The sequence below is a fragment of the Phenylobacterium sp. genome (genome assembly GCF_004297125.1).
GTDB lineage: Bacteria > Pseudomonadota > Alphaproteobacteria > Caulobacterales > Caulobacteraceae > Phenylobacterium.
The window spans coordinates 277,800-300,999 of the sequence record NZ_SCVD01000028.1 but is presented as its reverse complement, the minus strand read 5'-3'; the positions used below and the strand labels follow the sequence as shown (position 1 = coordinate 300,999).

23 protein-coding genes and 2 tRNA genes are annotated in these 23,200 nt (G+C 68.9%); 16 read left to right on the top strand and 9 right to left on the bottom strand.

What is annotated here, in order from left to right; genetic code table 11:
- The 4 genes from EPO51_RS21510 to EPO51_RS21495 all read left to right on the top strand — a co-directional run.
- Positions 1-301 (top strand): TonB-dependent receptor (locus EPO51_RS21510; protein WP_293354432.1); only part of this gene is annotated, 301 nt, incomplete at its 5' end.
- Between the two features lie 103 nt (positions 302-404).
- Positions 405-2,186 (top strand): tetratricopeptide repeat-containing sulfotransferase family protein, encoded by a 1,782-nt coding sequence (locus EPO51_RS21505; protein WP_293354430.1) that lies wholly within the window; start codon positions 405-407, stop codon positions 2,184-2,186.
- Positions 2,187-2,250: 64 nt separating this feature from the next.
- Positions 2,251-3,978 carry a tetratricopeptide repeat-containing sulfotransferase family protein gene (locus tag EPO51_RS21500; protein ID WP_293354428.1) on the top strand — a complete coding sequence of 576 codons (1,728 nt, stop codon included), beginning with the start codon at positions 2,251-2,253 and terminating at the stop codon, positions 3,976-3,978.
- Positions 3,975-5,012 carry an aspartyl protease family protein gene (locus EPO51_RS21495; protein WP_293354426.1) on the top strand — a complete coding sequence of 346 codons (1,038 nt, stop codon included), beginning with the start codon at positions 3,975-3,977 and terminating at the stop codon, positions 5,010-5,012. The genes EPO51_RS21500 and EPO51_RS21495 overlap by 4 nt, the downstream gene beginning before the upstream one ends.
- 7 nt (positions 5,013-5,019) lie before the next feature.
- On the opposite strand, the gene sppA is transcribed toward EPO51_RS21495, so the two are convergent.
- Both sppA and EPO51_RS21485 read right to left on the bottom strand, forming a co-directional pair.
- Positions 5,020-6,804, bottom strand: a complete 1,785-nt coding sequence (gene sppA / locus EPO51_RS21490) for a signal peptide peptidase SppA (protein WP_293354424.1) — start codon at positions 6,802-6,804, stop codon at positions 5,020-5,022.
- Positions 6,805-6,961: 157 nt separating this feature from the next.
- A tRNA-Pro gene (locus tag EPO51_RS21485) sits at positions 6,962-7,038 on the bottom strand.
- Between the two features lie 143 nt (positions 7,039-7,181).
- On the opposite strand from EPO51_RS21485, the gene EPO51_RS21480 reads away from it, so the two are divergent.
- From EPO51_RS21480 to EPO51_RS21465, 4 genes are all read left to right on the top strand, one after another.
- Positions 7,182-7,255: transfer RNA gene (locus EPO51_RS21480), tRNA-Gln, on the top strand.
- A 276-nt stretch (positions 7,256-7,531) separates the two neighbouring features.
- Positions 7,532-7,927, top strand: coding sequence for a response regulator transcription factor (locus EPO51_RS21475; RefSeq protein ID WP_293354422.1), 396 nt, complete (start codon positions 7,532-7,534; stop codon positions 7,925-7,927).
- 11 nt (positions 7,928-7,938) lie between these two features.
- Complete coding sequence (locus EPO51_RS21470) at positions 7,939-8,634, top strand: response regulator transcription factor (protein ID WP_293354420.1); 696 nt, start codon at positions 7,939-7,941, stop codon at positions 8,632-8,634.
- 195 nt (positions 8,635-8,829) lie between these two features.
- A complete protein-coding gene (locus tag EPO51_RS21465) occupies positions 8,830-9,663 on the top strand; it encodes a sensor histidine kinase (protein WP_293354418.1) in 834 nt (277 codons plus the stop codon).
- On the opposite strand, the gene EPO51_RS21460 is transcribed toward EPO51_RS21465, so the two are convergent.
- The 4 genes from EPO51_RS21460 to EPO51_RS21445 form a co-directional block, all read right to left on the bottom strand.
- Complete coding sequence (locus tag EPO51_RS21460; protein ID WP_293354416.1) at positions 9,660-10,208, bottom strand: response regulator transcription factor; 549 nt, start codon at positions 10,206-10,208, stop codon at positions 9,660-9,662. The two genes, EPO51_RS21465 and EPO51_RS21460, sit on opposite strands and share 4 nt — an antisense overlap.
- Positions 10,209-10,236: 28 nt before the next feature.
- Positions 10,237-11,667 (bottom strand): sensor histidine kinase, encoded by a 1,431-nt coding sequence (locus tag EPO51_RS21455; RefSeq protein ID WP_293354414.1) that lies wholly within the window; start codon positions 11,665-11,667, stop codon positions 10,237-10,239.
- Positions 11,668-11,924: 257 nt separating this feature from the next.
- The gene (locus EPO51_RS21450) at positions 11,925-12,470 is read right to left on the bottom strand and encodes a GNAT family N-acetyltransferase (protein ID WP_293354412.1); all 546 of its coding nucleotides are present in this window, start codon (positions 12,468-12,470) and stop codon (positions 11,925-11,927) included.
- Positions 12,467-14,563 carry a S9 family peptidase gene (locus EPO51_RS21445; RefSeq protein WP_293354410.1) on the bottom strand — a complete coding sequence of 699 codons (2,097 nt, stop codon included), beginning with the start codon at positions 14,561-14,563 and terminating at the stop codon, positions 12,467-12,469. The genes EPO51_RS21450 and EPO51_RS21445 overlap by 4 nt, the downstream gene beginning before the upstream one ends.
- A 203-nt stretch (positions 14,564-14,766) precedes the next feature.
- Here EPO51_RS21445 and EPO51_RS21440 point away from each other — a divergent pair, with 203 nt between their 5' ends.
- A complete protein-coding gene (locus EPO51_RS21440; RefSeq protein WP_293354409.1) occupies positions 14,767-15,597 on the top strand; it encodes a trypsin-like serine peptidase in 831 nt (276 codons plus the stop codon).
- Positions 15,598-15,637: 40 nt separating this feature from the next.
- On the opposite strand, the gene EPO51_RS21435 is transcribed toward EPO51_RS21440, so the two are convergent.
- From EPO51_RS21435 to EPO51_RS21425, 3 genes are all read right to left on the bottom strand, one after another.
- On the bottom strand, positions 15,638-16,087 hold the full coding sequence (locus tag EPO51_RS21435) for a MaoC family dehydratase (protein WP_293354407.1): 450 nt from the start codon (positions 16,085-16,087) through the stop codon (positions 15,638-15,640).
- Between the two features lie 88 nt (positions 16,088-16,175).
- Positions 16,176-17,069 (bottom strand): PEPxxWA-CTERM sorting domain-containing protein, encoded by an 894-nt coding sequence (locus EPO51_RS21430; RefSeq protein WP_293354405.1) that lies wholly within the window; start codon positions 17,067-17,069, stop codon positions 16,176-16,178.
- Positions 17,070-17,162: 93 nt separating this feature from the next.
- Positions 17,163-18,701 carry an acyl-CoA synthetase gene (locus EPO51_RS21425; protein ID WP_293354403.1) on the bottom strand — a complete coding sequence of 513 codons (1,539 nt, stop codon included), beginning with the start codon at positions 18,699-18,701 and terminating at the stop codon, positions 17,163-17,165.
- Between the two features lie 241 nt (positions 18,702-18,942).
- Here EPO51_RS21425 and EPO51_RS21420 point away from each other — a divergent pair, with 241 nt between their 5' ends.
- The 7 genes from EPO51_RS21420 to EPO51_RS21390 all read left to right on the top strand — a co-directional run bounded on the left by EPO51_RS21420 (position 18,943) and on the right by EPO51_RS21390 (position 23,196).
- The gene (locus EPO51_RS21420; protein WP_293354401.1) at positions 18,943-19,164 is read left to right on the top strand and encodes a hypothetical protein; all 222 of its coding nucleotides are present in this window, start codon (positions 18,943-18,945) and stop codon (positions 19,162-19,164) included.
- 161 nt (positions 19,165-19,325) lie between these two features.
- Positions 19,326-20,204 (top strand): crotonase/enoyl-CoA hydratase family protein, encoded by an 879-nt coding sequence (locus EPO51_RS21415; RefSeq protein WP_293354399.1) that lies wholly within the window; start codon positions 19,326-19,328, stop codon positions 20,202-20,204.
- A 296-nt stretch (positions 20,205-20,500) separates the two neighbouring features.
- Positions 20,501-20,920 carry a Ros/MucR family transcriptional regulator gene (locus EPO51_RS21410; protein ID WP_293354397.1) on the top strand — a complete coding sequence of 140 codons (420 nt, stop codon included), beginning with the start codon at positions 20,501-20,503 and terminating at the stop codon, positions 20,918-20,920.
- A gap of 177 nt (positions 20,921-21,097) precedes the next feature.
- Complete coding sequence (mopJ, locus tag EPO51_RS21405; protein ID WP_293354395.1) at positions 21,098-21,586, top strand: motility/cell cycle regulatory protein MopJ; 489 nt, start codon at positions 21,098-21,100, stop codon at positions 21,584-21,586.
- A gap of 112 nt (positions 21,587-21,698) precedes the next feature.
- Entirely contained in the window at positions 21,699-22,385 is a 687-nt protein-coding gene (locus EPO51_RS21400) for a glutathione S-transferase family protein (protein WP_293354393.1), read from the top strand.
- Positions 22,386-22,387: 2 nt separating this feature from the next.
- On the top strand, positions 22,388-22,729 hold the full coding sequence (locus EPO51_RS21395) for an ArsR/SmtB family transcription factor (RefSeq protein ID WP_293354444.1): 342 nt from the start codon (positions 22,388-22,390) through the stop codon (positions 22,727-22,729).
- Positions 22,726-23,196: an SRPBCC family protein gene (locus tag EPO51_RS21390; RefSeq protein ID WP_293354391.1), complete on the top strand. Its 471-nt coding sequence runs from the start codon at positions 22,726-22,728 to the stop codon at positions 23,194-23,196. The genes EPO51_RS21395 and EPO51_RS21390 overlap by 4 nt, the downstream gene beginning before the upstream one ends.
- The last annotated feature ends 4 nt before the right edge of the window (positions 23,197-23,200 follow it).

Here is a 23,200-nt window from a genome sequence, read left to right as displayed (position 1 = left end):
GCGCCACTTCAACAAGGTGACGCTGGACGCCTACTCGTCCGACCCGCAACTCAACAACCCGGGTCTGCAGTACGCCACGGACAAGACCCTCGCCTCGCGCGACTACTTCGACCTGACGGCGTCCTGGACGATGCGCGACAACCTCAACTTCCGCGCCGGCGTGAACAACATCTTCGACAAGGATCCGCCGCTCAACGGTTCGTCGAACTGCCCGACCGGGCCCTGCAACGGGAACACCTGGCCGCAAATGTACGACTCCTTCGGCCGGTACCTGTTCGTCGGCCTGACCGCCGACTTCTAGGTCGACAGTCAACTGGAACGACTGCGTGGGGCGGCGGAGCAATCCGCCGCCCCATTCATTTGGGCCCCATTTCCTTTGGGGTGGCCGCTGCTACGCTGATCGCGTGAGCAGCACCTGGAACAGCGGCCGGTTCAATGTGACGTTCGGCGCGACGCCGGCGGCGAGGCCGGCCGGACCCGCCGTCGCCGATCCCGCCGAAGCCGCCCGATGGGGCGCGGAGGGCGACCGCCTGCGACTGGCGGGAGAGGTGGCGGCCGCCGACCACGCCTATGCCCGCCAGATGCGCGCGACCGTCGCCGATCCCGAGCTGCTCCGCGCCGCCGACGCCCTGGTCGCCGGCCGGCCCGCCGAGGCCGACGCCCTCCTGCGCGCGGCGCTGCCGCGCCGGCCGAGCGATCCGCTGCTGCTCTGGATGGCCGGCGACGTGGCTTCCCGGGGCGGCCGCAATGGCGAGGCCGAACGGCTGCTCGCCCGCTGCCTGGACCTCTCGCCCGCCTTCGTTCCGGCCCGCTACGCCTACGCCATGGTCCTGACCTGGCTGGACAGGGTCCCGGACGCCCTGGCCCAGGCGGGCCACCTGTTGGCCGCCCAGCCTGGCAATGCGCTGTATCGCCACCTGCAGGCGTCGTCGCTGCTGCGGCTGGGCGAGGAGGCCGCGGCGGCCGACGCCTACGCCGCCGTGCTGGAGGCCCATCCCGACCAACCGCTCAGCTGGATGAGCTATGGCCACGTCCTGAAGACCCTGGGCCGCCAGGCCGAGGCCGTCGCGGCCTACCGCCGATGCCTGGCGCTGGACCCGCGCCAGGGCGAGGCCTGGTGGAGCCTGGCCAACCTGAAGACCGTCCGCTTTGGAGAAGGCGACCTCGCGGCCATGCGCGCCGCCCTCGCCCGGAGCGACCTTTCCGAGCCCGATCGCCTTCAGCTGCACTTCGCCCTGGGCAAGGGCGAGGAGGACGCCGGCCGCTATGCCCAGGCCTTCGATCACTACGCCCAGGGCAATGCGATGCAGCGGGCGCGGCTGGACTACGACGCCGGCGAGACCACCAGCCAGATGCGCCGGACCAAGGCCCTGCTGGGCCGGGCCTTCTTCGCCGCGCGGGCGGGGCAGGGGGCGCCGCGGCCCGACCCGATCTTCATCGTCGGCCTCCCGCGCTCGGGCTCGACGCTGGTGGAGCAGATCCTGGCCAGCCATAGCCTGGTCGAGGGCACCCAGGAGCTGGACTACATGCCGGCGATCGCCGCCCGGCTGGCCGGCGGCGCGCGACGGCCCTCCGAGGGCGCCTATCCCGACGTGCTGGCCGCCCTCTCGCCCGCTGAGCTGGCGAGCCTGGGCGAGGAATATCTCGCGCGGGCCGCGACGCACCGGAAGCTGGGCCGGCCGTTCTTCATCGACAAGCTGCCGAACAACTTCGCCCACGCCGGACTGATCCATCTGATCCTGCCGAACGCGAAGATCGTCGATGTGCGCCGCCACCCGCTGGGGTGCTGCCTCTCGGGCTTCAAGCAGCACTTCGCGGCGGGCCAGCCGTTCACCTACGACCTCGCCGACATCGGCCGCTATTACGCCGACTACGTGGAGCTGATGGCCCACTTCGACGCCGCGTTGCCCGGGCGTATCCACCGGGTGCTCTACGAGCGGCTGGTGGCGGACCCCGAGGGCGAGACACGGGCGCTGCTCCAGCACTGCGGCCTCGACTTCGAGCCGGCCTGCCTGAGATTCTACGAGAACCGGCGGGCGGTGCGCACCGCCAGCTCGGAACAGGTGCGCCAACCGATCTTCACCGACGCCGCCGACCACTGGCGGCATTTCGACCCCTGGCTGGGACCCTTGAAGCTCGCCTTGGGGCCGGCCCTGGACGGGCATCCCGAGCCCGGCTCGATCTAGACGCGCGTTGCGTCGCCGCCGCTGCTACGTTAGGCGCCGGATTTTGGCGTGAAGGTGCGTGACGTTGAGCGATTGGAAGGTCGGATCGATCAAGGTGAAGTCGGGCTACACGCCCGCGCCGACGGCGAGGCCCGCCGTGGCGCCGGCTGCCGGCTCGGCGCCTTCGGGCCGTGACCCCGCCGCCGACCGGCAGCGGCTGATGGAGATCCAGGCCGCCACCCAGGCCCGCGACTTCCCCCGCGCCGCGACCTTGGCCGAGGCGGCCCTTAAGACTGGCCTCGACCACCCGATGGTCCTGAACCTGGCCGCCCTGAAGGCCGAGCAGGAAGGCCGATTCGAGGATGCGCTGGCGGTCCTGCGCCGGGCCGTCGAGGTCGCGCCGCAGGACCTGGGCGCGCGCAACGCCATGGGCCTGGTGCTGACCCGCCTGGAACGTTACCCCGACGCTCTGGCCGCCTTCGACGGCGTGGTCGGGCTGAAGCCGGACTTCGCGGGGGCGCATTGCGCGCGCGGCGCGACGCTGGAGGCCATGGGCCGGTTGAAGGAGGCCGAGGCCGCCTACAACCACGCCCTGGAGCTCGAGCCCGAGAACCTGGGCGCGACCCAGGGGCTCGCCAACCTGCTGAGCCGGCGCGGGGCTCACGCCGACGCGCGGCCGCTGGCCGAGGCGGTGCTGGAGGCCGAGCCCAACTTCCCCGACGCCGTCATGGTGCTGGCCGCGGCCGACGCCGCCGAAGGCCATGGCGAACGCGCCCAGCGCCGGCTGGAACTGCTGGCCGGCGACGAGCGGCTGACGGCCCACCAGCGGGCGCTGGTCCAGGGCCAGCTCGGCGACGTGCTGGACGCCCAGGACCTGCCGGCCGAAGCCTTCCAGGCCTACGCCGCCTGCAACATGGGCCTGTGGCGCGCCTATGCGCCGGTGCATGGGCAGGGCGTCAGCGCGCTGGACTTCGCCCGCGCCATGATCGCCGAGCTGGACAATATCCCGCCCGAGGCCTGGACCTCGACGCCCGCGCCCGCCGACAGCGGCCCCAAGGCGCATGTGTTCCTGCTGGGCTTCCCGCGGTCGGGCACCACGCTCCTGGAACAGGTGCTGGCCAGCCATCCGGAGGTCGAGGCCCTGGAGGAGCGCGAGACCCTGATCGACGCCCAGCGCGCCTTCCAGATGCAGCCGTCCGACGTGGCCCGCCTGGCCCGGGCGTCCGAGGCCGAGCTCGCGCCGCTCAGGGCCGCCTACTGGGCCAAGGTGCGGGCGGAGGGCGCCGAGCCGGCGGGTAAGGTATTCGTCGACAAGCACCCGCTGCACACCTTCCGCCTGCCGCTGATCCTGAAGCTGTTCCCGGACGCCAAGATCCTCTTCGCCCGCCGCGACCCGCGCGACGTGGTGCTGAGCTGCTATCGCCGCCGGTTCGCGATGAGCGGCTCGGCCTACCAGCTCCTCACCCTGCCGGGCGCCGCCGGCTATTACGACGCGGCCATGCGGCTGGCCGACCGCCTCGAACCAGCCCTCGGCCCCCGTACGCAGATCGTCCGCCACGAGGCGCTGGTCGAGGACTTCGACAAGGTGGTGGGTGAGGTCTGCGCCTTCCTGGGCCTGCCGTGGTCGGACGCGATGCGCAACTTCGCCGACAAGGCGCGCGACCGCGCGGTGGCCACGCCCAGCGGCGCCCAGCTCTCCCGCGGCCTCAGCGCCGAGGGCGTCGGCGCTTGGCGACGCTACAAGGACCAGCTGGCCCCGGTGCTGCCGACGCTCGGCGCCTGGGTGGCCGAATACGGATACGACGCCGAATGACCCTGGACCGGCGACATGCGCTGCAGACGCTCCTGGTGGGCGGCCTGGCCAGCGCATGCGCTACGCGGTCTCGGCCGCCGCCCAGCGAACCGATCGTCTCGATCAATCTGGCCGGCGTCCAACCGCCGACCGGGCTGGCCACCGGCACGCGCTTGGAGACGGCGTTCGACCATGCGGGGCGGATGAGCGTGCCGGTGCGCCTGGGCAAGCAGGGCCCTTTCCAGTTCGTGGTCGACACCGGCGCCAACCACACCGTCATCGGTGTCGAGACGGCCGAGCGCTGCAGCCTGGCCAGCGACGGCATGGCCTCCGTGCATGGCATCGTGGGCATGCAGCCCGCGCCGCTGGTGAAGGTGCCGCTGCTGCGGGTGGGGCAGGTGCGCTCCACAAACCTCAGTCTGCCGGTCCTGCCCAAGGCCAGCTTGGGCGCCGACGGGCTGCTGGGCATCGACGTGCTGAAGAACCGGCGGGTTCGGCTCAACTTCCGCGGCAATGGCTTCGAGATCGGGCCGTCCGGCAAGGGCGTGGCGGTCGAAAGCCTGGGCGGCGGCGGCGGCACCCGGATCCCGGACACCTCGCGCGGCATCGTGGTGCCGGCCCAGTATCGATCGGGCCAGCTGGTGATCTTCGACGCCGATGTGGCGGGGGTGCCAGTGCGGGCGTTCCTGGATTCGGGGGCTCAGATTACCTGCGGCAACGAGGCGCTGCGCCAGGTGCTGATCCGCGAGCGGCCGGAACTGGCCGAGAGCATGGTGGCCACGCAGTTGATCAGCGCCACCGGCCAGACGTCGCCTGCCCAGCTCGCGCCACTGACCCGGCTGCGGCTCGGGGGGATGGCGCTGAACAACATCCGCGCCGCCTTCGCCCCGCTGCACATCTTCAGCCTGTGGGGCCTGAACGACCGGCCGGCCATGCTGGTCGGCGTCGACATCCTGCGGCACTTCGAGGACGTCACCCTCGACTTCGGCCGGCGGGAGGTGACGTTCGTCCGGTCGCGCGGAACCCGGGTGTCCTACCCCAGTACGCTCCTTTGACCGGCTCCTAGCGGATCGGCGTCGGCGCCAGGACCATGCCGCCGTTCTGGCTGCTGCGCAGCTTGGCTTCGGCGACGCTGTCCAGGATCGACTGGGCGCGGGGGTCGCCGAACACCCAGGCCGCCGCCGCCAGGCTGCGGGCCGAGGTCGCCGAGACGCCCAGGGCGTTCTGCAGGGCTTCGAAAGCGCCCTCCTGCGGGGTCATGCGACGGAGCGTTACGTCGCCTTCCAGCTTGGCGAGCTGCTTGGCCTTGTCGACCGCCTGGTAGAAGCCGCCGACCTCGTCGACCAGTCCCAGGCCCTTGGCCTGGGCCCCGGTCCAGACACGGCCCTTGGCGATCTCGCGCACCCGGTCGGGGGTGAGGTTCCGGCCGGCCGCCACGCGGGTGACGAAGTTGCCGTAGATGCGGTCCATCCAGCCGGCGAAGGCCGCCCGCTGGGTCGGCGTGAACGGCTGGCCCACGCCGAACGCGCCGGCGTAGTCGCCACCCACGCCGGTGTCGCGGACGTCGACCCCGAACTTGGCCAGCGCCGGGCCCACGGCGAACTTCCCGCCGAACACGCCGATGGAGCCGGTCAGGGTCGTGGGCTGGGCGACGATCGCCGAGGCCTCCGAGCTGATCCAATAGCCGCCCGAGGCCGCATAGGTGCTCATCGAGATCACCACCGGCTTGCCCTTGGACTTGGCCACCCGGATGGCGTCGAGGATCTGTTCCGAGGCGGTGTCCGAGCCGCCGGGAGAATTCACGCGCAGCACGATGGCCTTGATCGAGCTGGTCTTGGCGGCCCGCAGGATCGCGTCGGCCAGGTCGTCGGAATAGATGGTCTTGCCGCCGGTGAAGGGGTTCGACCCCTGGTCCTTGCCCGTCATGATCGGGCCCTCGGCCTCGATCACGGCGATGGCGTCGCCGGGCTTGGCGGCGTCGCGCGCGGAGCGGCTGTCGGCATAGTCGTCGAAATCGACCGACTTGGCGCCGTCGCCGGCCTTGTCCAGCAGGGCCTGCTCGGCCTCGCGCACCTGGCCCAGGCGGTCGATCAGCCGCAGCCGCAGCGCGTCCTCCGCGAGGTAGGGGCCGGCCTCCAGCGTCGTGCGCAGGGCGGCCGGGTCGGCCTTCCGGTCGGCCGCGGCGAAGGCCAGGTTGGAGGCGTAGACCGAGCCCATCCAGCTCAGCGTCGATTCCTTATGGGCCGGCGTGTAGTCCGAATAGAGGTAGCCGTTGACGGCGTTCTTGTACTCGTAGCGCTGCTCGTACTGCGGGACGACGCCGTACTTGTCGAAGAAGCGCTTGAGGAACAGGTCCTCGGTGGCCACCCCGGTCACCTGCAGCGAGGCGCCGGGCTGCATCCAGAACTGGTCGCTGGCGCGCCCCAGCATGTAGGTCGTGGTGACGATGCCGGCCGGATAAAGGCCCTGGCTGTGGGCGTAGATCGGCTTGCCGGCGGCGCGGAAGTGGTTGAACGCCAGGCGGATCTCGTCGGCCATGCCGGGCTCGACGCCGCTCTCGGGCAGGCGCACCAGCAGGCCCTTGATCTTGTCGTCCTTCTCGGCCCGCCGCAGGGTCTCGATGATCGACATCACCGAGGTGGAGTTGCGCCCGATGCCCCAGAGCGGATTGTGCGGCGCCTGGTCGGTGAGCGGATCGCGAAGGTCCAGCTCCAGGATCGTCTTGGCCGGGACCGGCGCGGGGGCCGTCGCCGACATGGCCATGCCGATCAGCACGATCGGGACGCCGATGAGGAAGATGACCAGGCCCGCGAAGACCCCGGCCGCCGTGATCAGGAACTGTTTCATCTCGCCTAGGGTCGCGCGCTGGTGCTCAAGGGCGGCTCTCGCACACATTGGGCCTTGCGCCTAGAGCGGCGGGCGTGCGTCGAAGGCCTCGACGGACCCGGCCTGAATTCGGAGCGCCTCGCGGCGGCCGTCTCGAAACAATGGGCGGGAGAGGAAATGGTCGGAGTGGCAGGATTTGAACCTGCGACCCCCGCGTCCCGAACGCGGTGCTCTACCAGACTGAGCCACACTCCGACTTGGAGGCGCGCTTATAGAGGAGGGTCCGCGCCCTCGCAAGCGGGCGAAAAAGCTGTTTTCGCAGAGGCGTTGCATCGGCCGGTCCGCTGCGCTATCTCCCCCGCTCCCGAGCGCTAAGACGCCTCGGTGGCCGTTCCTGCTGGGGAATGGTGTAATGGTAACACTGCGGTTTTTGGTACCGTCATTCTAGGTTCGAGTCCTAGTTCCCCAGCCACGGCCCGCCGTTCTGCCCAGGCCAATCCGGCCCTAAGGCAGAGCTGCGCGGCGCGGACAACCCCACATTGCTGCGACACCCCGTCACTCGGGGAATCTACTTAAGCATTCATCCCGGATTTCCAGCCACCGAATCACTGTGGTTCTTACTCGTTAACCATACGGATTAACGACGAAGACGGGCCACGGATGATCCCAGAACACCTCTTCGAGACGTGCGCACCCCGGGGGCTGGGGCGTCGTTTCGAGATGTCGTTCTAGGGGGATGAGGACGACCATGGGTGGCAAGGTTCTGATCATCGACGACGACGCGGCGCTGCTGCGGCTGATGTCGATGGCGTTTCAAGCGGCGGGCTACCAGACGGTGGCCGCCGACAACGGCCGGGCGGGGATCCGCATGGCCGGGGCGCACAAGCCCGATCTGGTCGTGACCGACATCGTCATGCCCGACATCGAAGGCATCGGCTGCATCCGCGCCATCAAGCAGGGCGCGCGCCCGCCGAAGGTGATCGCGATCTCGGGCGCCGGCCGGGCGCGCGGCGCCGACTACCTGAGCTGGGCCCGTCATCTCGGCGCGGACGAGGTGCTGGCGAAGCCCTTCCGCATGTCCGAGCTGATGAAGATGTCCAAGTCCGTCATCGCCAAACCGTCCATCAACAAGATCAATTCTTAGGGGCTAGCCGAATGCACATCCTCCTGGTGGAAGACAACGAGACCACGGCCAAGAGCGTGAAGCTCATCCTGGGCGCCGAAGGCCACAACGTGTCGATGACGGCGTCCGGCGAGGAGGCGGTCGAGCTGGCCGAGATCTACGAGTACGACGCCATCCTGATGGACATCGACCTCGAGGACATCACCGGCATCGAGGCCCTGCGCGAGCTGCGCCTGAAGAAGAACTCGACCCCGGTGATCATCCTGTCCGGCACGGCCGACGTGGAGACCAAGGTCAGCTCGCTGGCCTGCGGGGCCGACGACTACATGACCAAGCCGTTCCACAAGTCGGAGCTGACTGCGCGGATCAACGCGGTGGTGCGGCGCTCGCGCGGCCACGTGGACTCGATCATCCGCACCGGCCTGATCGCGCTGAACCTCAACACCCGCACCGCCGAGGTGGCGGGCCAGCAGATCCACCTGACCCCCAGCGAGTACAAGATGCTGGAGCTGCTCTCGCTCAGGAAGAACACGGTCCTCACCAAGGAGGCCTGCCTGAACCACCTCTACAACGGCCTCAGCGAGCCGGAGATCAAGATCATCGACGTGTTCATCTGCAAGCTGCGCAAGAAGATCGCCGCGGCGGCCGGCGGGGACAGCCAGATTGAGACGGTGTGGGGCGGCGGCTACATGCTGCGCGACGCCAAGCCCGAACAGCTGGCGGCCTAAGGCCCCTCTTTGACGGACGCCAAAGCGGCCGGTCCCTCGGGGCCGGCCGTCTTCGTTTGGATGCCGGATTCTGCGGCAACCCGCCGCTCCGTAAAATTACTTAGGTAGTAGTCTCGGGGTGTCAGCGACCCTGGCGTGTGCTCTTGATTCGCTCGGCCACAATTTGGCCATGGATGGGATGGGGCGGCGACGACCATGGCCACGGACGGTTTCGCGGTTTCGGACGGGAAGGGCGGCCGCCAGGCGGCCCGCACGCCCGCGCCCTCCGCCCGCCGCCCGGTCGCCCGTCTCTCGCGCCGCGCCGCCGCGCGCCCCGGCGCCGGGGCGGACCAGCGCCTCGAGGCCCTGCACCGCCAGACCGGCGTGCTGGCCCACGATTTCAACAACCTGCTCAACGTCATCCTGGCGGCCAACGAGGCCCTGGCGGCGCAGCTGCCGCAGGACTCGGACGGCTACGAACTGGCCCGCATCAGCCAGGAGGCCGCCGAGAAGGGCGCCGAGCTGCTGGCCCGTCTGGTCGACCTGTCGCGGCCCGAGGGCGAGGTCGCGGTCGTCGACGCCGCCGAGGTCGCGGTCGCGACCGCTCGCCTGGCCCAGGTCTCTACCGCTTCGTCGGTGACGGTGGTGGCGCTCGCCATGGCCGAGCCGCTCTCCTGCCGGGCCGACCAGGGCGCGCTGGAGTCGGCGCTGCTGAACCTGTGCGTCAACGCCGGCCACGCGATGCCGGACGGCGGCGCCGTGCAGATCTCGGTGTCCGGCGCGACGCTGGCCGGCGAGGCCGCCGATGCTCTGGGCCTGGCCGAAGGCCGCTACGTGGGGTTCTCGGTGATCGACCCCGGCGTCGGCATGTCCCCCGAGACCCTGGCCCGCGCCACTGAACCCTACTTCACCACGCGTGCGGGACGGGGCGGCACGGGCCTGGGCCTGAGCGGCGCCCGCGACTTCGCCCTGCGCGCGGGCGGCGCCCTGAAGCTGGTCTCGCAGGAAAGCCGCGGGACGACGGCGACGCTGTACCTGCCGCGCGCCTAGCCTACGCCGGCGGCGATCGTCGATCGGATCAGGTCCGACAGGCTGTCGGCGCGCATCTTCGACATGACGTTGGCGCGATAGATCTCCACCGTCCGGGGGCTGATCTCCAGCGTCGCGGCGATGATCTTGTTGCTGGCCCCGTCGATGATCAGGTCCAGCACCTGGCGTTCGCGCGGGGTCAGGCTTTCCAGGCGGCGCAGGACGCGCGTGCGGGCCGCGCCGGCGTCCACGGCGGCGTCGTTCTCCTCCAGCCCGTGGCGCACGACCCTGAGGATCCGCTCGCTCTCGTAGGGCTTCTCGATGAAGTCGACGGCCCCGGCCTTCATGGCGTCGACGGCCCGGCTGACGTCTGCGTGACCGGTGATCACTATCACAGGTAGTATGCAGCCGACGCCCTTCAGCGCCCGGATCAGCTCGATGCCATCCATGCTGGGCATGCGCAGGTCGGTGATGATGCAGCCCCGCGCAGCGAGGTCGAAGGTGGCGAGGAAATCGTGGGCGGAGGCGAAGCCCCTGGGGGTCAGGCCATCCGACTTGAGCAACATGACAAGCGAATCCCGCGCCGCGTCGTCATCATCGACGACGAACACTGTTCGATCCGCCGCTCCGGTCGCCATCTTCACCTGCCCGCGCCAATACAAAACTGAATGCGGCGCCGCCCAGCCGGCTGGGTTCTACCCAAATCCGTCCCTTATGATTTTCGACTATAGCACTGGAAATGGAGAGGCCTAGCCCCATGCCTTCGGGCTTTGTGCTGGCCAACGGTTGGAACAATCGGTTGGCGACGCTCTCGTCGATCCCCGGACCACTGTCCTCGACTGTCGTGACAAGCTGGCTGTCCGATATCAGGCGGGTCGAAATGTTAATTTGCCGGTTCGGGTACTTCGTCACAGCTTCGATGGCGTTGCGCGCCAAGTTGACCACGAGTTGTTGAATCTGGATACGGTCGGCCATCACCGTGTCGTCGCCCTTATGAAGGTCGTAGACGAGGCGGACGTTCGCGTCCCGGGCCATCAGGGCGATGATGAAGTCGACCTCGCCGATCATCGCCGACAGGCTTTCCAGCTTCTGCAGGGTGCCGCCGCGGTTGGCCAGGTCGCGCATGGTGCGGATGATCTCGCCGGCCCGCACGGCCTGGTCGCCGGCGCGGGCCACGGCGTCGATCAGATCGTCGTCGTCCAGCTCCATCCGGGCGATCAGGTTGCGGGCGGCGCGGAGATAGTTCGTCACGGCCGACAACGGCTGGTTGAGCTCGTGGGCGAGGACCGACGCCATCTCGCCCATGGAGTTGGCGCTCCACACCTGGGTGAGCTGTTCGCGCAGTTCCTCGGACCGGCGCTCGGCCTCCTGGATCGAGGTCATGTCGCGCACGACCATGGTCAGCAGCCGGCGCGAGGCGATGGTCACTTCGCCGATCCGGACCTCCATGGGGAAGGTGGCGCCGTCCTTCCGCAGGCCGGTGAGCTTGCGGTAGCTGCCGCTCACGTCGGCCCTGTCGCTGGTGACGCCGTCACCCGTCAGCGCGGCGTCCTCGCCCGGCGGCATCAGGCGGCTGAAGTTCTGGCCGACCACCTCGTCGGCGCTCCAGCCGAACAGCCGCTCGGCGGGATGGCTGAAGCTCTGGATCACGCCCCCGTCGTTGATCAGCACCAGGGCGTCGGCGACGATCTCCAGGCTGGCCTGCAGCAACTCCTCGCGTTCGGCCTGGTCGGCGATGATCTCGGCGGCGGCCAGCCGCTGGGCCATGAGCGAGCGGACCCACGCGGTGATCCCCAGCCCCAGGGCCAGGAACAGGGCGGCGCGCGTGCCGCGCTCCAGCAGCGGCATTCCGGCCATTCCATCGAGGGAGAAGCCGCCCGCGGTCATGAGCAGGGCGGCCGTCAGGGTCGCGCCCGCGCCGCCATAGGCCGCGCATGCAAGCAACGCCGGCCCGCAGAACAGATAGACCGAGTGGCCGAACATCGGACGCAGCGCATAGAGCGCGGCCAAGACAGCCGCGGACACGCCGATCGCGAGGAGCTGGCTCCTCAAGAAGCGGAGGCCGAAGCTCGAATTCACCACGCCGGTTGTGCGATTTCCCGTCCACAACCTTAAATGCATTCTACATTCCGCGTCGGCCCTGTTCCCGACCAACGTGTTGTGCGTAAATTTTACGGGCTAAGCAATTAGGTACAACTACATAAGGGTTGGTACATGCAGGGAAATTCCCCTGTGCGGCGAATTCCACGCAACAACTGCGTCTATTCAGGCGAGAACTTGAGTCAGCTACCCGACAGCCTGATCCCGGGTGCGTCAGGAGCCGTCTGATCTCCGCCGTTCAGCGATTTCTGCATCCAGACGATATCGACCCAACGTCCGTGCTTGAAGCCGAAGCTGCGGCCGACGCCGGCGTCCGCGAAGCCCAGCGCGCGGTGCAGGCCGATGGACGCCGCGTTGCCGCTGTCGCCGATCACCGCCACCACCTGGCGCACGCCGAAGGCTTCGCAGGCCTCGATGACCCGGGAGAGCACCGCGCGTCCGACGCCCCGGCCGACGGCGTCGGGCGCCACATACACGCTGTCCTCGACCGTGAAGCGGTAGCCTGGCCGAGGTCGGAACGGACCGGCGTAGGCGTAGCCGAGCACCCGGCCGTCATCTTCCGCGACGAAAAAGGGCAGCCCGAGCCCCTGGATGTCGCGCCGCCGCCCGTCCATCCAGGCGGCGTCCGGCGGCTCGGTCTCGAAGGTGCCGAAGCCATGGAGCACGTGGTGGCCATAGATGGCCGCCAGCGCGTCCGCGTCCTCCGCCGTCGCCGCCCGAATGATCACCTGACCCAGTCCCGCTCCAGCGCCCAGACGGCGAAGGCGTAGTCCAGGGCGATCTCCTTCAGGAAGTCGAAACGGCCCGAAGCGCCGCCGTGGCCCGCCTCCATGTTGATCTTGAGCAGGATCGGGGCGTCGCCTGTCGTCGATTCACGCAGCTTCGCCACCCACTTGGCCGGCTCCCAATAGGTGACCCGCGGGTCGGAAAGGCCGCCGGTGGCCAGGATCGGCGGGTAGGCCTGGGCCGAGACGCGATCGTAGGGGCTGTAGCTCTCGATCAGGTCGTAGGCCCGGGCGTCTTCGATCGGGTTGCCCCATTCGGGCCACTCCGGCGGGGTGAGCGGCAGCGAGGTGTCGCTCATGGTGTTCAGCACGTCGACGAACGGCACCGCCGCGATGATCGCGCCCCATAGGTCGGGCCTCAGATTGGCGACCGCCCCCATCAGCATGCCCCCGGCCGATCCGCCGTAGGCGGCGATCCGCCCCTTCGACGCATAGCCTTCCGCGACGAGATGTTCGGCGCAGGCGATGAAATCCGTGAACGTATTGGGCTTCTTCTCCTTGCGGCCGTCCAGGAACCAGCCCCAGCCCTTGTCCGAGCCGCCGCGGATGTGGGCCGTGGCCCAGATCCAGCCGCGGTCCACCAGGCTGAGGTTGCGGATCGAGAAGCTGGGCTCCATGGCGTGGCCGTAGCTGCCGTAGCCGTAGAGCAGCACCGGCGCCGAGCCGTCCTGGGCCACGTCCTTCAGCATCAGGAGCGTGATCGGCACCTCGGCGCCGTCGGTCGCCTTGGCCATCAGCCGCCGGGCGACGTAGCGCGACGGATCATGGCCCGACGGAATCTCCTGGGTCTTGCGCAGGGTCCGCTCGCGGGTGGCCATGTCGTAGTCGAAGGTCTGTCGCGGCGTGGTCGGCGACTGGTAGACGAAGCGGGTGAGCGTGGTGTCGTACTCGTAGCCGCCCTCGAGGTTGAGCGCGTAGGCCTCCTCGTCGAAGGCCACGATGTGCTCGGCCCCGTCACGCGCCATCACCACCAGGCGGTCCAGGGCGTTCACCCGTTCGGCCCGCACCAGATGGCCGGCGAACGTCGCGAAGCCGGTGATGTAGCGGCCGGGCTGATGGGCGATCCAGTCGCGCCACGTGGCCTTGGCGGGGACGGCCGCCGCGGAGACGGCGAGCTTGAAGTCCACCGCCCCGTCGTCGTTGGTGCGGATCACCCAGCGGTCGCTCCAATGGTCGAGGCTGTACTTCACGCCGACCCGGCGCGGCTCGGCTACGACAGGGGCGGCGGTCGGGTCGGCCGCCGGGATCAGCCAGATCTCGGTGGTCTCCTGGTTGCCGACGTTGATCAGGACGTGGCTGTCGTCGGACGCGACGCCGACGCCTAGGAACATGCCGTCGTCCTTTTCCTCGTAGACCAGCGTGTCGTCGCCCCCGCGCGCGGGGCGGCGGAAGACCTTGGCGGGCCGGGCGTTCTCGTCGCGCCAGATCCAGAAAATCCACTGGCTGTCCGGTGAGAAAACGAAGTCGCCATAGGCGCTCTCGATGGGCGCGCCCACTTCCTGGCCGCTCGCGAGGTCCTTCACTCGGATTTGATAGTACTCCGAACCCTGCTGGTCGGCCGCCCAGGCGTAGAGGGCGTGGTCCGGGCTGTGGCTGGCGCCGCCCACATGGAAATAAGCCTTGCCCTTGGCCAGGGCGTCCTCGTCCAGCAGCACCTGTTCGCCGTCCCCCTGGCCCCGGGGCCGGCGCGCGTGGACCGGATGCTCGCCGCCGATGGCGTAGCGCGCGTAGTAGTCGAACGGACCGTCGGGAGCGGGGACGGATGAGTCGTCCTCCTTGATGCGCCCCTTCATCTCGGCGAACAGCGCCGCCTGCAGCGGCTCGGTGCTCGCCAGCACCGCCTTCGTGTAGGCGTTCTCGGCGTCGAGATGGTCGCGCACGTCGGCGCGCAGCGCCTTGGGGTCGCGCAGCACCTGCTGCCAGTTGTCGTCCTTCATCCAGGCATAGTCGTCGACCCGGACGCGGCCGAGCTGTTCGATGCGATGGGGAACCTTGGGGGCGACGGGCGCGGCGACGGCCGGTTTGGAGGAACTCATGGCGGCTAGATGCGACGCCCGGCCGGATCACTCAAGGGCGACCATGGCGCCCAAGCCTGCGGCGCCTGCGCGTTTCCGCGCGCGACGTTCCACCGCAGCCGATTGTGGCGACTTGTTGGCGAAGGGCGTTCCGTGATTCACTACTTGTGCATCCACATCGCGCATCAAAGACGCGAGTAGCACATCGAGTTTAGGGGCCTGCCATGGTCATGGATCTTGCTGTCGAGCTGATCCACGCGACTGTTCAGCTTGAACAGCCGCTTGGTGACGGTACGCGCACCGTGGGAACGGGATTCCTGATTTCGACTCCGGGGCCGGACGGCGCGTCCCGCACCGTGCTGATCACCGCCAACCACGTGCTCCAGAAGATGCCGGGCCAGAACGCCCGCATCGGCTACCGGGTCTCCAACGCCGACGGCTCGTGGAGCTATTCGCCCCAGCAGGTGAAGATCCGCGACGACGACGGCCACGAGCTGTGGACCCATCACCCCAGCCGCGACGTCGCCGCGATCAGCATCAAGGCCCCGGCCGAGTTCGCCAAGGCGGCGCTGCCCGAGAAGTATCTCGCGGCGGACGACACCTTCGACACCTACAAGGTCAACGCCGGCGACGAGATGATGGCCCTGGGCTTCCCCCGCGGCCTGTCGGCCAATGCGGCCGGCTTCCCGATCCTGCGGTCGGGGCGTGTGGCCTCCTATCCGCTGGGCCCGGCCAAGGTGTTTCCGACCTTCCTGCTCGACTTCTCGGTGTTCCCCGGCAATTCAGGCGGCCCGGTGTTCATCAGCCGCGGGTCGAAGACCCAGGGCGTGACCCAGGTGTCGAACGAGGACGACCCGGGCTTCATCGCCGGCCTGCTGACCCAGCAGGTGGAGCTGAACAGCGAACGGCTGGAGATCGGCATCGTCACCCACGCCAAGTTCGTGCGCGAGACGATCGCCCTCCTGCAGAACCCCCTGGCCACGGCCACGGTGGCCGACGCCACGCCGGTGGTGGGCGGCCGAACGGCCTCGGCCGAGGAAGCCGCGCGGAACTAGCGGTGGGCGACCCCGGTCCAACCGGGGCCACCCGCTGCGATCAGGCGCCGTACAGGACCGAGATCGTCTCGGCGATGCAGGCGGGCTTGGCTTCGCCCTCGATCTCGATGGTGCATTCGTTCTTGAGCTGCATGCCGCCGGCCTTGGGCTCGGCGCCGATCAGCTTCTGGCGCATGCGCACCCGCTTGCCGACGCGCACCATGTTGATGAAGCGGACCTTGTCCGAGCCATAGTTGATGCCGCGCGTGACGCCCTTCACCGGCAGCATGCCCTGGCCCAGGAACGGGATCAGTGACAGCGTCAGGTAGCCGTGGGCGATCGGGCCGCCGATCTCGCGGGTCGCGCGCTCAACGTCCACGTGGATCCACTGGTGGTCGCCGGTGGCGTCGGCGAACTTGTTCACGCGGTCCTGGTCGATCAGGACCCAGTCCGACACGCCCACTTCCTGTCCGACCAGTCCAGGCAGGTCCTTGATCTCGACCGGGTTCATTCTCTTGGCTCCCTCGTAGGTTCTGCCCCAAGCCTCTAACATCTGTTTGGATGAGGGCAAGGCAGGACGCAGCGTCAGGCGAGCGGGTTTAGGCGACCGAGGCGAGCCGGCGCTGGCGGCGCAGCATCGCGCCCGCGCCGCCGAAGCCCGCGATCAGCAGGGCCCAGGTGGTCGGTTCGGGAACCGCGCCGGTCGCGAAGACGAACGATTGGGTCAGCGCCAGCGGCGTCTTGCCGTTCCAGCCGCCGTACTGCTGGACCGGCGTGATCAGGGTGAAGCCATAGTCGCCGTCGCCGTAACCGCCCACGAAGAAGTCGGTCAGGTTGGCGCTGGAGAGGTTGTCGACCAGCAGGTCGAAGGACGAGTCGCTGCTGGAGACATTCCGGTTCGAGGCGACCTGCCAGATGGCGCCCTGCACGGCCTGCAGGCGCGTATAGCGGGTGCTGACGGCGGTGTTGTAGGCGGCGAGCGCCGTGTTGTAGGCCGCCTTGGCGGCGTTGTAGGCGGCCTTGGCGTTGTTGTAGGCCGTCGTGCCGGCGGAGCCGTTCGGGAACTGGTTGCGCTTGGGTTCGGCCTGGGTGAAGGCCGGCGGCGGGACCGGAACGTCGTCGAACACGCCCTGGCCGTAGTTCGCCAGCAGGCCGATCTTCAGCACGTCGCCGCTGTCCAGCGCCTTGCCGTTGAAGTCGGTGCTGAGCGTGCTGGTGTCGACGTACTGCAGGTCGGGCGCGTAATCCTTGGCGCTGATGGTGTGGTAGACGTCCACGCACCAGGCGAGCAGGTCGACGCTCTGCCCGCCGTAGACGGCGTCGAACTGCATCGGGGCGGCGTAGACATTGCCGATGCCGGAGATGTTCACCGTGCGGGCGTGATCCATCATGCCCTTGTCCAGGATGACGGTCGTCGCCTGCGCCGCCGTCGCCGACACCGCCAGGCTGGCGCCGAAGGCCAGCGCCGCTACAAACTGATTGAACTTCCGCATCTCACCGCCCCGTCTGCGGCTGTGCGATTTCCGCACACAGCCCTCTCCATGGGGTGGGCGTTGCAACCCCCGGGCCATTGCTGGCCCGGAAACTCACACGATCTTCGAGCCTTCCTTGCCCCAGTAGGCGTCGCGGATCAGCCGCTTGTAGAGCTTGCCGGTCGGGTGGCGGGGCAGTTCCCGCATGAACTCCAGCTTCCGCGGCGTCTTCACGTGGCTGAGGTTCGCGCGGGCGAAAGCCATGAGCTCGTCGCGCAGGGCGTCGCCGACGTCGGCCCAGTCGGCGGGCTGGATCACGGCGATGACCTGCTCGCCCATCTCTTCGTGCGGTCCGCCCACCACAGCCACGTCGGCGACCTTGGGGTGGCCGATCAGCAGGTTCTCGATCTCCTGCGGATAGATGTTCACCCCGCCCGAGATGATCATGAAGCTCTTGCGGTCGGTGAGGTAGAGGTAGCCCTCCTCGTCCACCCAGCCCACGTCGCCAAGCGTGGTCCAGCCGTGCCGGTTGGTGCCCTCGGCGATCTTCTCCGGGGCGTTGTGGTAGCTGAGCGGCGGCCCGCCCGCGAAGTGGACGACGCCCTCCGCGCGCGGCGGCAGCGCCTCGCCGTCCTCGTCGCAGATCCGGAGTTCGCCGATCATCGCGCGGCCGACCGAACCCTTGTGGGTCAGCCACTCGTCCGACGTGATGAAGCAGAAGCCGTTGCCCTCGGTGCCGGCGTAGTACTCGTAGATCACCGGGCCCCACCAGGCGATCATCTGCTCCTTCACCGGCACGGGGCAGGGCGCGGCGGCGTGCACCGCCGAGACCATCGAGGAGACGTCGTACTTCGCCCGCACCTCTGCCGGCAGCTTCAGCATGCGCACGAAGTGGGTGGGCACGAACTGGCCCACGTTGACCTTGTGCTTCTCGATCAGGGCCAGCGCGGTCTCCGGATCGAACTTCTCCATCACGATCACCGTGCCGCCGATCTTGTGTACGCTCATGCACCAGCGCAGGGGCGCCGCGTGGTAGAGCGGCGCGGGCGAGATGTAGGTGCAGGCGGGGGGGAAGCCGAACAGGCTCTGGGTCATCATCACCAGCGCGTTGGGCTCGTCGATCGCCGCCCCGGTCAGGGCCGGTTTGACGCCCTTCGGCCGGCCGGTGGTGCCGGACGAATAGAGCATGTCCGAGCCGGCGGTCTCATCGGCGACCGGCGTGACAGGAAAAGGCGCGCGGGCGTCCTCGAAGCTGGCGTAGGGCGCGCGGGCCTCGCCCACCATGTAGAGCTTCACGCCCTTCAGCACGCCCGGAAGCTCGTCGACCACGGGACCGACGCCCGGCGAGGCGATCAGCACCTGCGCGCCGCAGTCGCCCATGATGTACTCGACCTCTCCGGCCGTCAGCTTGGACGAGATGCAGGTGTAGTAGAGCCCGCAGCGCTGGGCCGCCCAGGCGACCTCGAAGTAGCGCGGGTGGTTGTCCATCAGGATGGCGATGACGTCGCCCGCCTTCAGGCCCAGCGAGCGGAAGAGGTGAGCCCCCTGGTTCGAACGCTCGTCGAGCTGGCGATAGGTCACCGTCTCGCCGGAGCCGGCCATGACGTAGGCCGCGCGATCAGGATGGGTCTTGGCGTGGGTCGCCGGATGCATGTGGTTCACTCCCCGCGGCGGAGTCTCGCGCCCCGCCGATCTTGGAGCCGAGTTGCGGACCCTTACGTCGCGTGCGTCAAGCGGCCCGGCGGGGCCCCGGGCGCCCGCCGATCGAGCGAACGGGCAGGGACTTGCCCGAACTCACGTCAAGCGTGACGCGCCGGTCACTTTGTGACGTGCGGCCCTCGCGACGCACCCGCTCGCCGATCAAGGTTATGAGGTCGATCCTTCAGGAGGTCCCATGGTCGCCCTGCTGCTTGCCGCGCTCTTCCAGAGCGCCGCGCCCGCCTCTGCCGTCGCCACGCCCATCGCACCGCCCGCCAAGGCCGCCAGGCTCTGCCGCTCGGAGACGGTGGTCGGCAGCACGATCAAGAAGAGGATCTGTCGCCCGAAGCCCGTCGGAGAGGTCGCGCAGGGCGACAAGACCGACACGGCGCAACTGGCCCAGGCGGCGCCGAAGTAGCTCGCCGGCTGGACGACGTCCACGGGCTGTCCGCAACGGCGGCCGTGCGCGCTCCCATGACGAGCCCCGGCGTCAATCGCGGGGCGTGGCCACCGAGGCCTTGACCTCCCGTCCGTCAACCGCTCCGAACTGGCGGCGAATAAGGACGAGGAAGACGACCCATGCCCACCTTCGAGACCCTGCTGTACGCCGTCGAGGACGGGATCGCGACGATCACGCTGAACCGGCCCGAGAAGCTGAACGCCTTCAACACCCAGATGATGAAGGACCTGATCGCGGCCTTCGATGAGACGGACGGCGACGATGACGTGCGGGTGGTGATCGTCACCGGCGCCGGGCGCGCCTTCTGCGCCGGAGCGGATCTCTCGGCGGGCGCCCAGACCTTCGACTACGACAAGCGCAGCGCCGACGACGCCGAGGCCCGCATGCGCGACGGCGTCCAGCGGGACGGGGGCGGCCTGCTCACCTTGCGGATCTTCGACAGCCTCAAGCCGGTGATCTCGGCCTGCAACGGCGCGGCCGTGGGCGTGGGCGTCACCATGCAGCTGGCCATGGATATCCGCCTGGCGTCCGCCGACGCACGCTACGGCTTCGTGTTCGCGCGTCGCGGCATCAATCCCGAGGCCTGCTCGTCCTGGTTCCTGCCCCGGCTGGTGGGCGTCCAGACCGCGCTGGAGTGGTGCTACACGGGCCGTATCTTCCCGGCCCAGGAGGCGGCCGACCGCGGCCTCGTGCGTTCGGTCCACGCGCCCGACGACCTCCTGCCGGCGGCGCGCGCCATCGCCCGCGAGATCGCCGACAACACCGCGCCGGTTTCCGTAGCCATCACCCGCCAGCTGATCTGGCGGATGGCCGGCGCTTCGCATCCCATGGAGGCCCACAAGGCCGACAGCCGCGGCATCCAGGCCCGCGGACGCTCCGCCGATGCGCGCGAGGGCGTGACCTCGTTCCTGGAGAAGCGGCCGCCGAACTATCCCGACAAGGTGTCCAAGGATCTGCCGGACATCTGGCCCCACTGGACGCCGCCGACCTTCGGCTAGGTCAGCGACTTTGAAATAATCTCCCCCGCGGCGCCCCTCGAGGGCGCCGTTTCGTTTTCGGCCTCCGCGCGCCATGCTGCGCCGCACGCGCATTCCACAGGTAGAGGCGGAGGCCAACTCACCGCCCGGAAACATGTGTTGTTTGCGTTGCGCTCGACTTCTGTTCTCGGAATAGGCGCAACGACGTTGTTCTATTTCTCTGTTGTGTGCAGCCGTCGATGCCGATAATGACGGCACACCGATCTTGTGAATCACTGAGCGCCCGTTCTGGCGCGGAACCTTCGGAACACAGAGAAATGGACGAGAAGTCAGAAGTCATCGAGATGACTGCGGACATTGTTTCCGCCTACGTGGGCAACAACACTGTGGCGGCGGCGGACCTTCCCACCCTGATCCAGAGCGTTCACCGGGCTCTGGCCGGCGTCTCCTCGGGCGTCGAGACGGTCGAGGCCGCGCCGAAGGAGCCGGCCGTTCCGATCCGCCGCTCGATCACGCCGGATTACCTCGTCTGCCTGGAAGACGGCCGCAAGTTCAAGTCGCTCAAGCGGCACCTGCGCACCAAGTACAACATGAGCCCCGAGGAATACCGGGCCAAGTGGGGCCTGCCGAAGGACTATCCGATGGTCGCCCCGAACTACGCCAAGGCGCGTTCGGACCTGGCCAAGCAGATGGGCCTGGGTCAGGGCGGCCGTCAGGCGCCCCGCAAGAAGCGCTAGGCCCCTTCAGCATCCGCTGATCTTCGAACGCCCGCCGGTCTTCGGCGGGCGTTCTGCTTTCCGGGCGGGCGGCGACGGATTTTCGGGCCGGCGAGAACATTCGGCCTTGCCGCCGATTCGCGGGTCAGGCGATATGTGATTCATCATGAATCCAAGTCCTTACTAGAGTAACCGCAGATGGCGACGCAGATGGCCCGACCGGCCGCGGCCATCCGGGCCCATGAGGAGCTCTTTGCTTACTGGAGCTCGCTGCGCGTCGATGCTCCGGTCCCGCCGCGCCGACGCCTCGACCCCAACGACATGAAGCGCCTGCTGCCCACCGTCAGCCTGATCGAGGTGGCGCCCGGCCAGCCGGACGACTATCGCGTCCGCCTGGCCGGCACCGGCCTCTACAACGTCTACGGCCGCGAGATCACTGGCCGCCGCATCTCGGAAATCTACAACAGCGCCGCGGCCGAGTACTGGCGCGACGAACTGGGGCGGGTGGTCCGGGACCGGCGTCCCGGCGTGGGGGTGCATAACCTCGCCTGGCGGGGCGCCTCGCACCTGTCGCTGATCTGGATCCGGCTGCCGCTCGCCACCAAGGGGCCCGACGTGGACATGATCCTGGGCTACGACGCGGTGGTGGGCCTGGGCGCCGTGCAGAGCGGCATCCGCGCGGCGTGATCGCCACGTCTCGTCCCGCTGACGCTTAGCCATTTGGGAAAGTTTTGCTTGCGCCGGCGATCGTGCACGCCGATGCTTAGCCAAATTGGAAACTGTCTCCGAGTCCGATCGAATGGCCTTGATCCTCCACTCCCACCCGCTCGCCTCGTTCTGTCACAAGGTGCTGATCGCGCTGTACGAGACCGGCGTCCCCTTCGAGGCCCGGCTGGTCGACCTGGGCGACCCCGCGGCGCGGGCCGAGTTCCTGAAGATCTCGCCCTGGGGAAAGATGCCCGTGCTGGTCGACGATGCGCGCGGCCGCACGCTCTTCGAGACCTCGATCATCATCGAGTACCTGGACCGCCACTATCCGGCCGCCCAGCCGCTTCTGCCGGTGGAGGCCGAGGCCCGGCTGGACGTCCGGCTCTGGGACCGGGTGTTCGACCTCTATGTCCAGCAGCCCCAGCAGGCCGCGGTCGTCGCTGTTCTGAAAGGGCGAACCGAGCCCGAACCGGAACCTGAGGCGGTGGCCGCGCTGGATAAGGCCTATCAGCAGATCGAGCTCCGGATGGCCGGACGGACCTGGGCCGCGGGCGAGGGCTTCAGCCTGGCCGACTGCGCAGCCGCGCCGGCGCTGTTCTACGCCAACTGCGTGTCGCCGATCGCGCTACGGTTTCCCGCCGTCGCCGCCTATTTCGAACGTCTGGTCGCCCGGCCCTCGGTGGCGCGCGTGCTGGTCGAGGCGCGGCCCTACCTGCGGTTCTTCCCGCTCAAGGACAGACTGGAGCCGCGCTTCCTGGGCGAGGGACCTGCGGCGTGACGATGCACGGCGAGATCGGCCTCGACCGGTTGTTCCACGCCCTGGCCGACACCAGTCGGCGCGGGATGATCGACCGCCTGAGCCGGGGGCCGGCCTCGGTGTCGGAGCTGGCCCAGCCGCTCCGCATGGCCCTGCCGTCGGTGGTGAAACACCTGGCGGTGCTGCAGGCCGGCGGCGTGGTCACCTCGCAGAAGACCGGCCGGGTGCGCACCTACAGCCTGGCGCCGGCCGCCCTGGCCCAGGTCGAGGCGTGGGCGGCGGCCAGGAAGGCGCGCTACGAGGCCCAATTCGACCAGCTTGAGCGCTATCTTCTGGCGCAGACGGCGGAAGGAGAGGCCCCATGACCGACCGTTCGGCGGTTCACACCAGCTTCACCATCGTCCGTGACATGCCCGCGTCGCCGGCCGCGGTGTTCCGCGCTTGGTCCGACCCCGTCGCCAAGCGGCGCTGGACCGAGTGCCATCCCAGCATGTTGCGCGAGCATGTCCTGGACTTCCGGCCGGGCGGCCTGGAGCTCAACCGGATGACCGGCCCAGACGGCGCGGTCTTCGTGGTCGAGGCGCGCTTCATCGAGATCCTGCCGGAGCAGCGGATCATCTACGCCTACGACTATCTCGTGGGCGAGCGGCGCACCTCCGTGTCGCTGGTCACGGTGGAGTTCGCGCCCGGCGGCCGGGGCACGCGGATGGTGTTCACCGAGCAGGTCGCCTTCCTGGACGGCTACGACGAGCGCGAGGAGCGCATCCACGGCACGAACGAGGGCTTCGACCGCATGGACCTCGACCTGCAGGCCGCCCTGACGCGGCAGTAGGCCT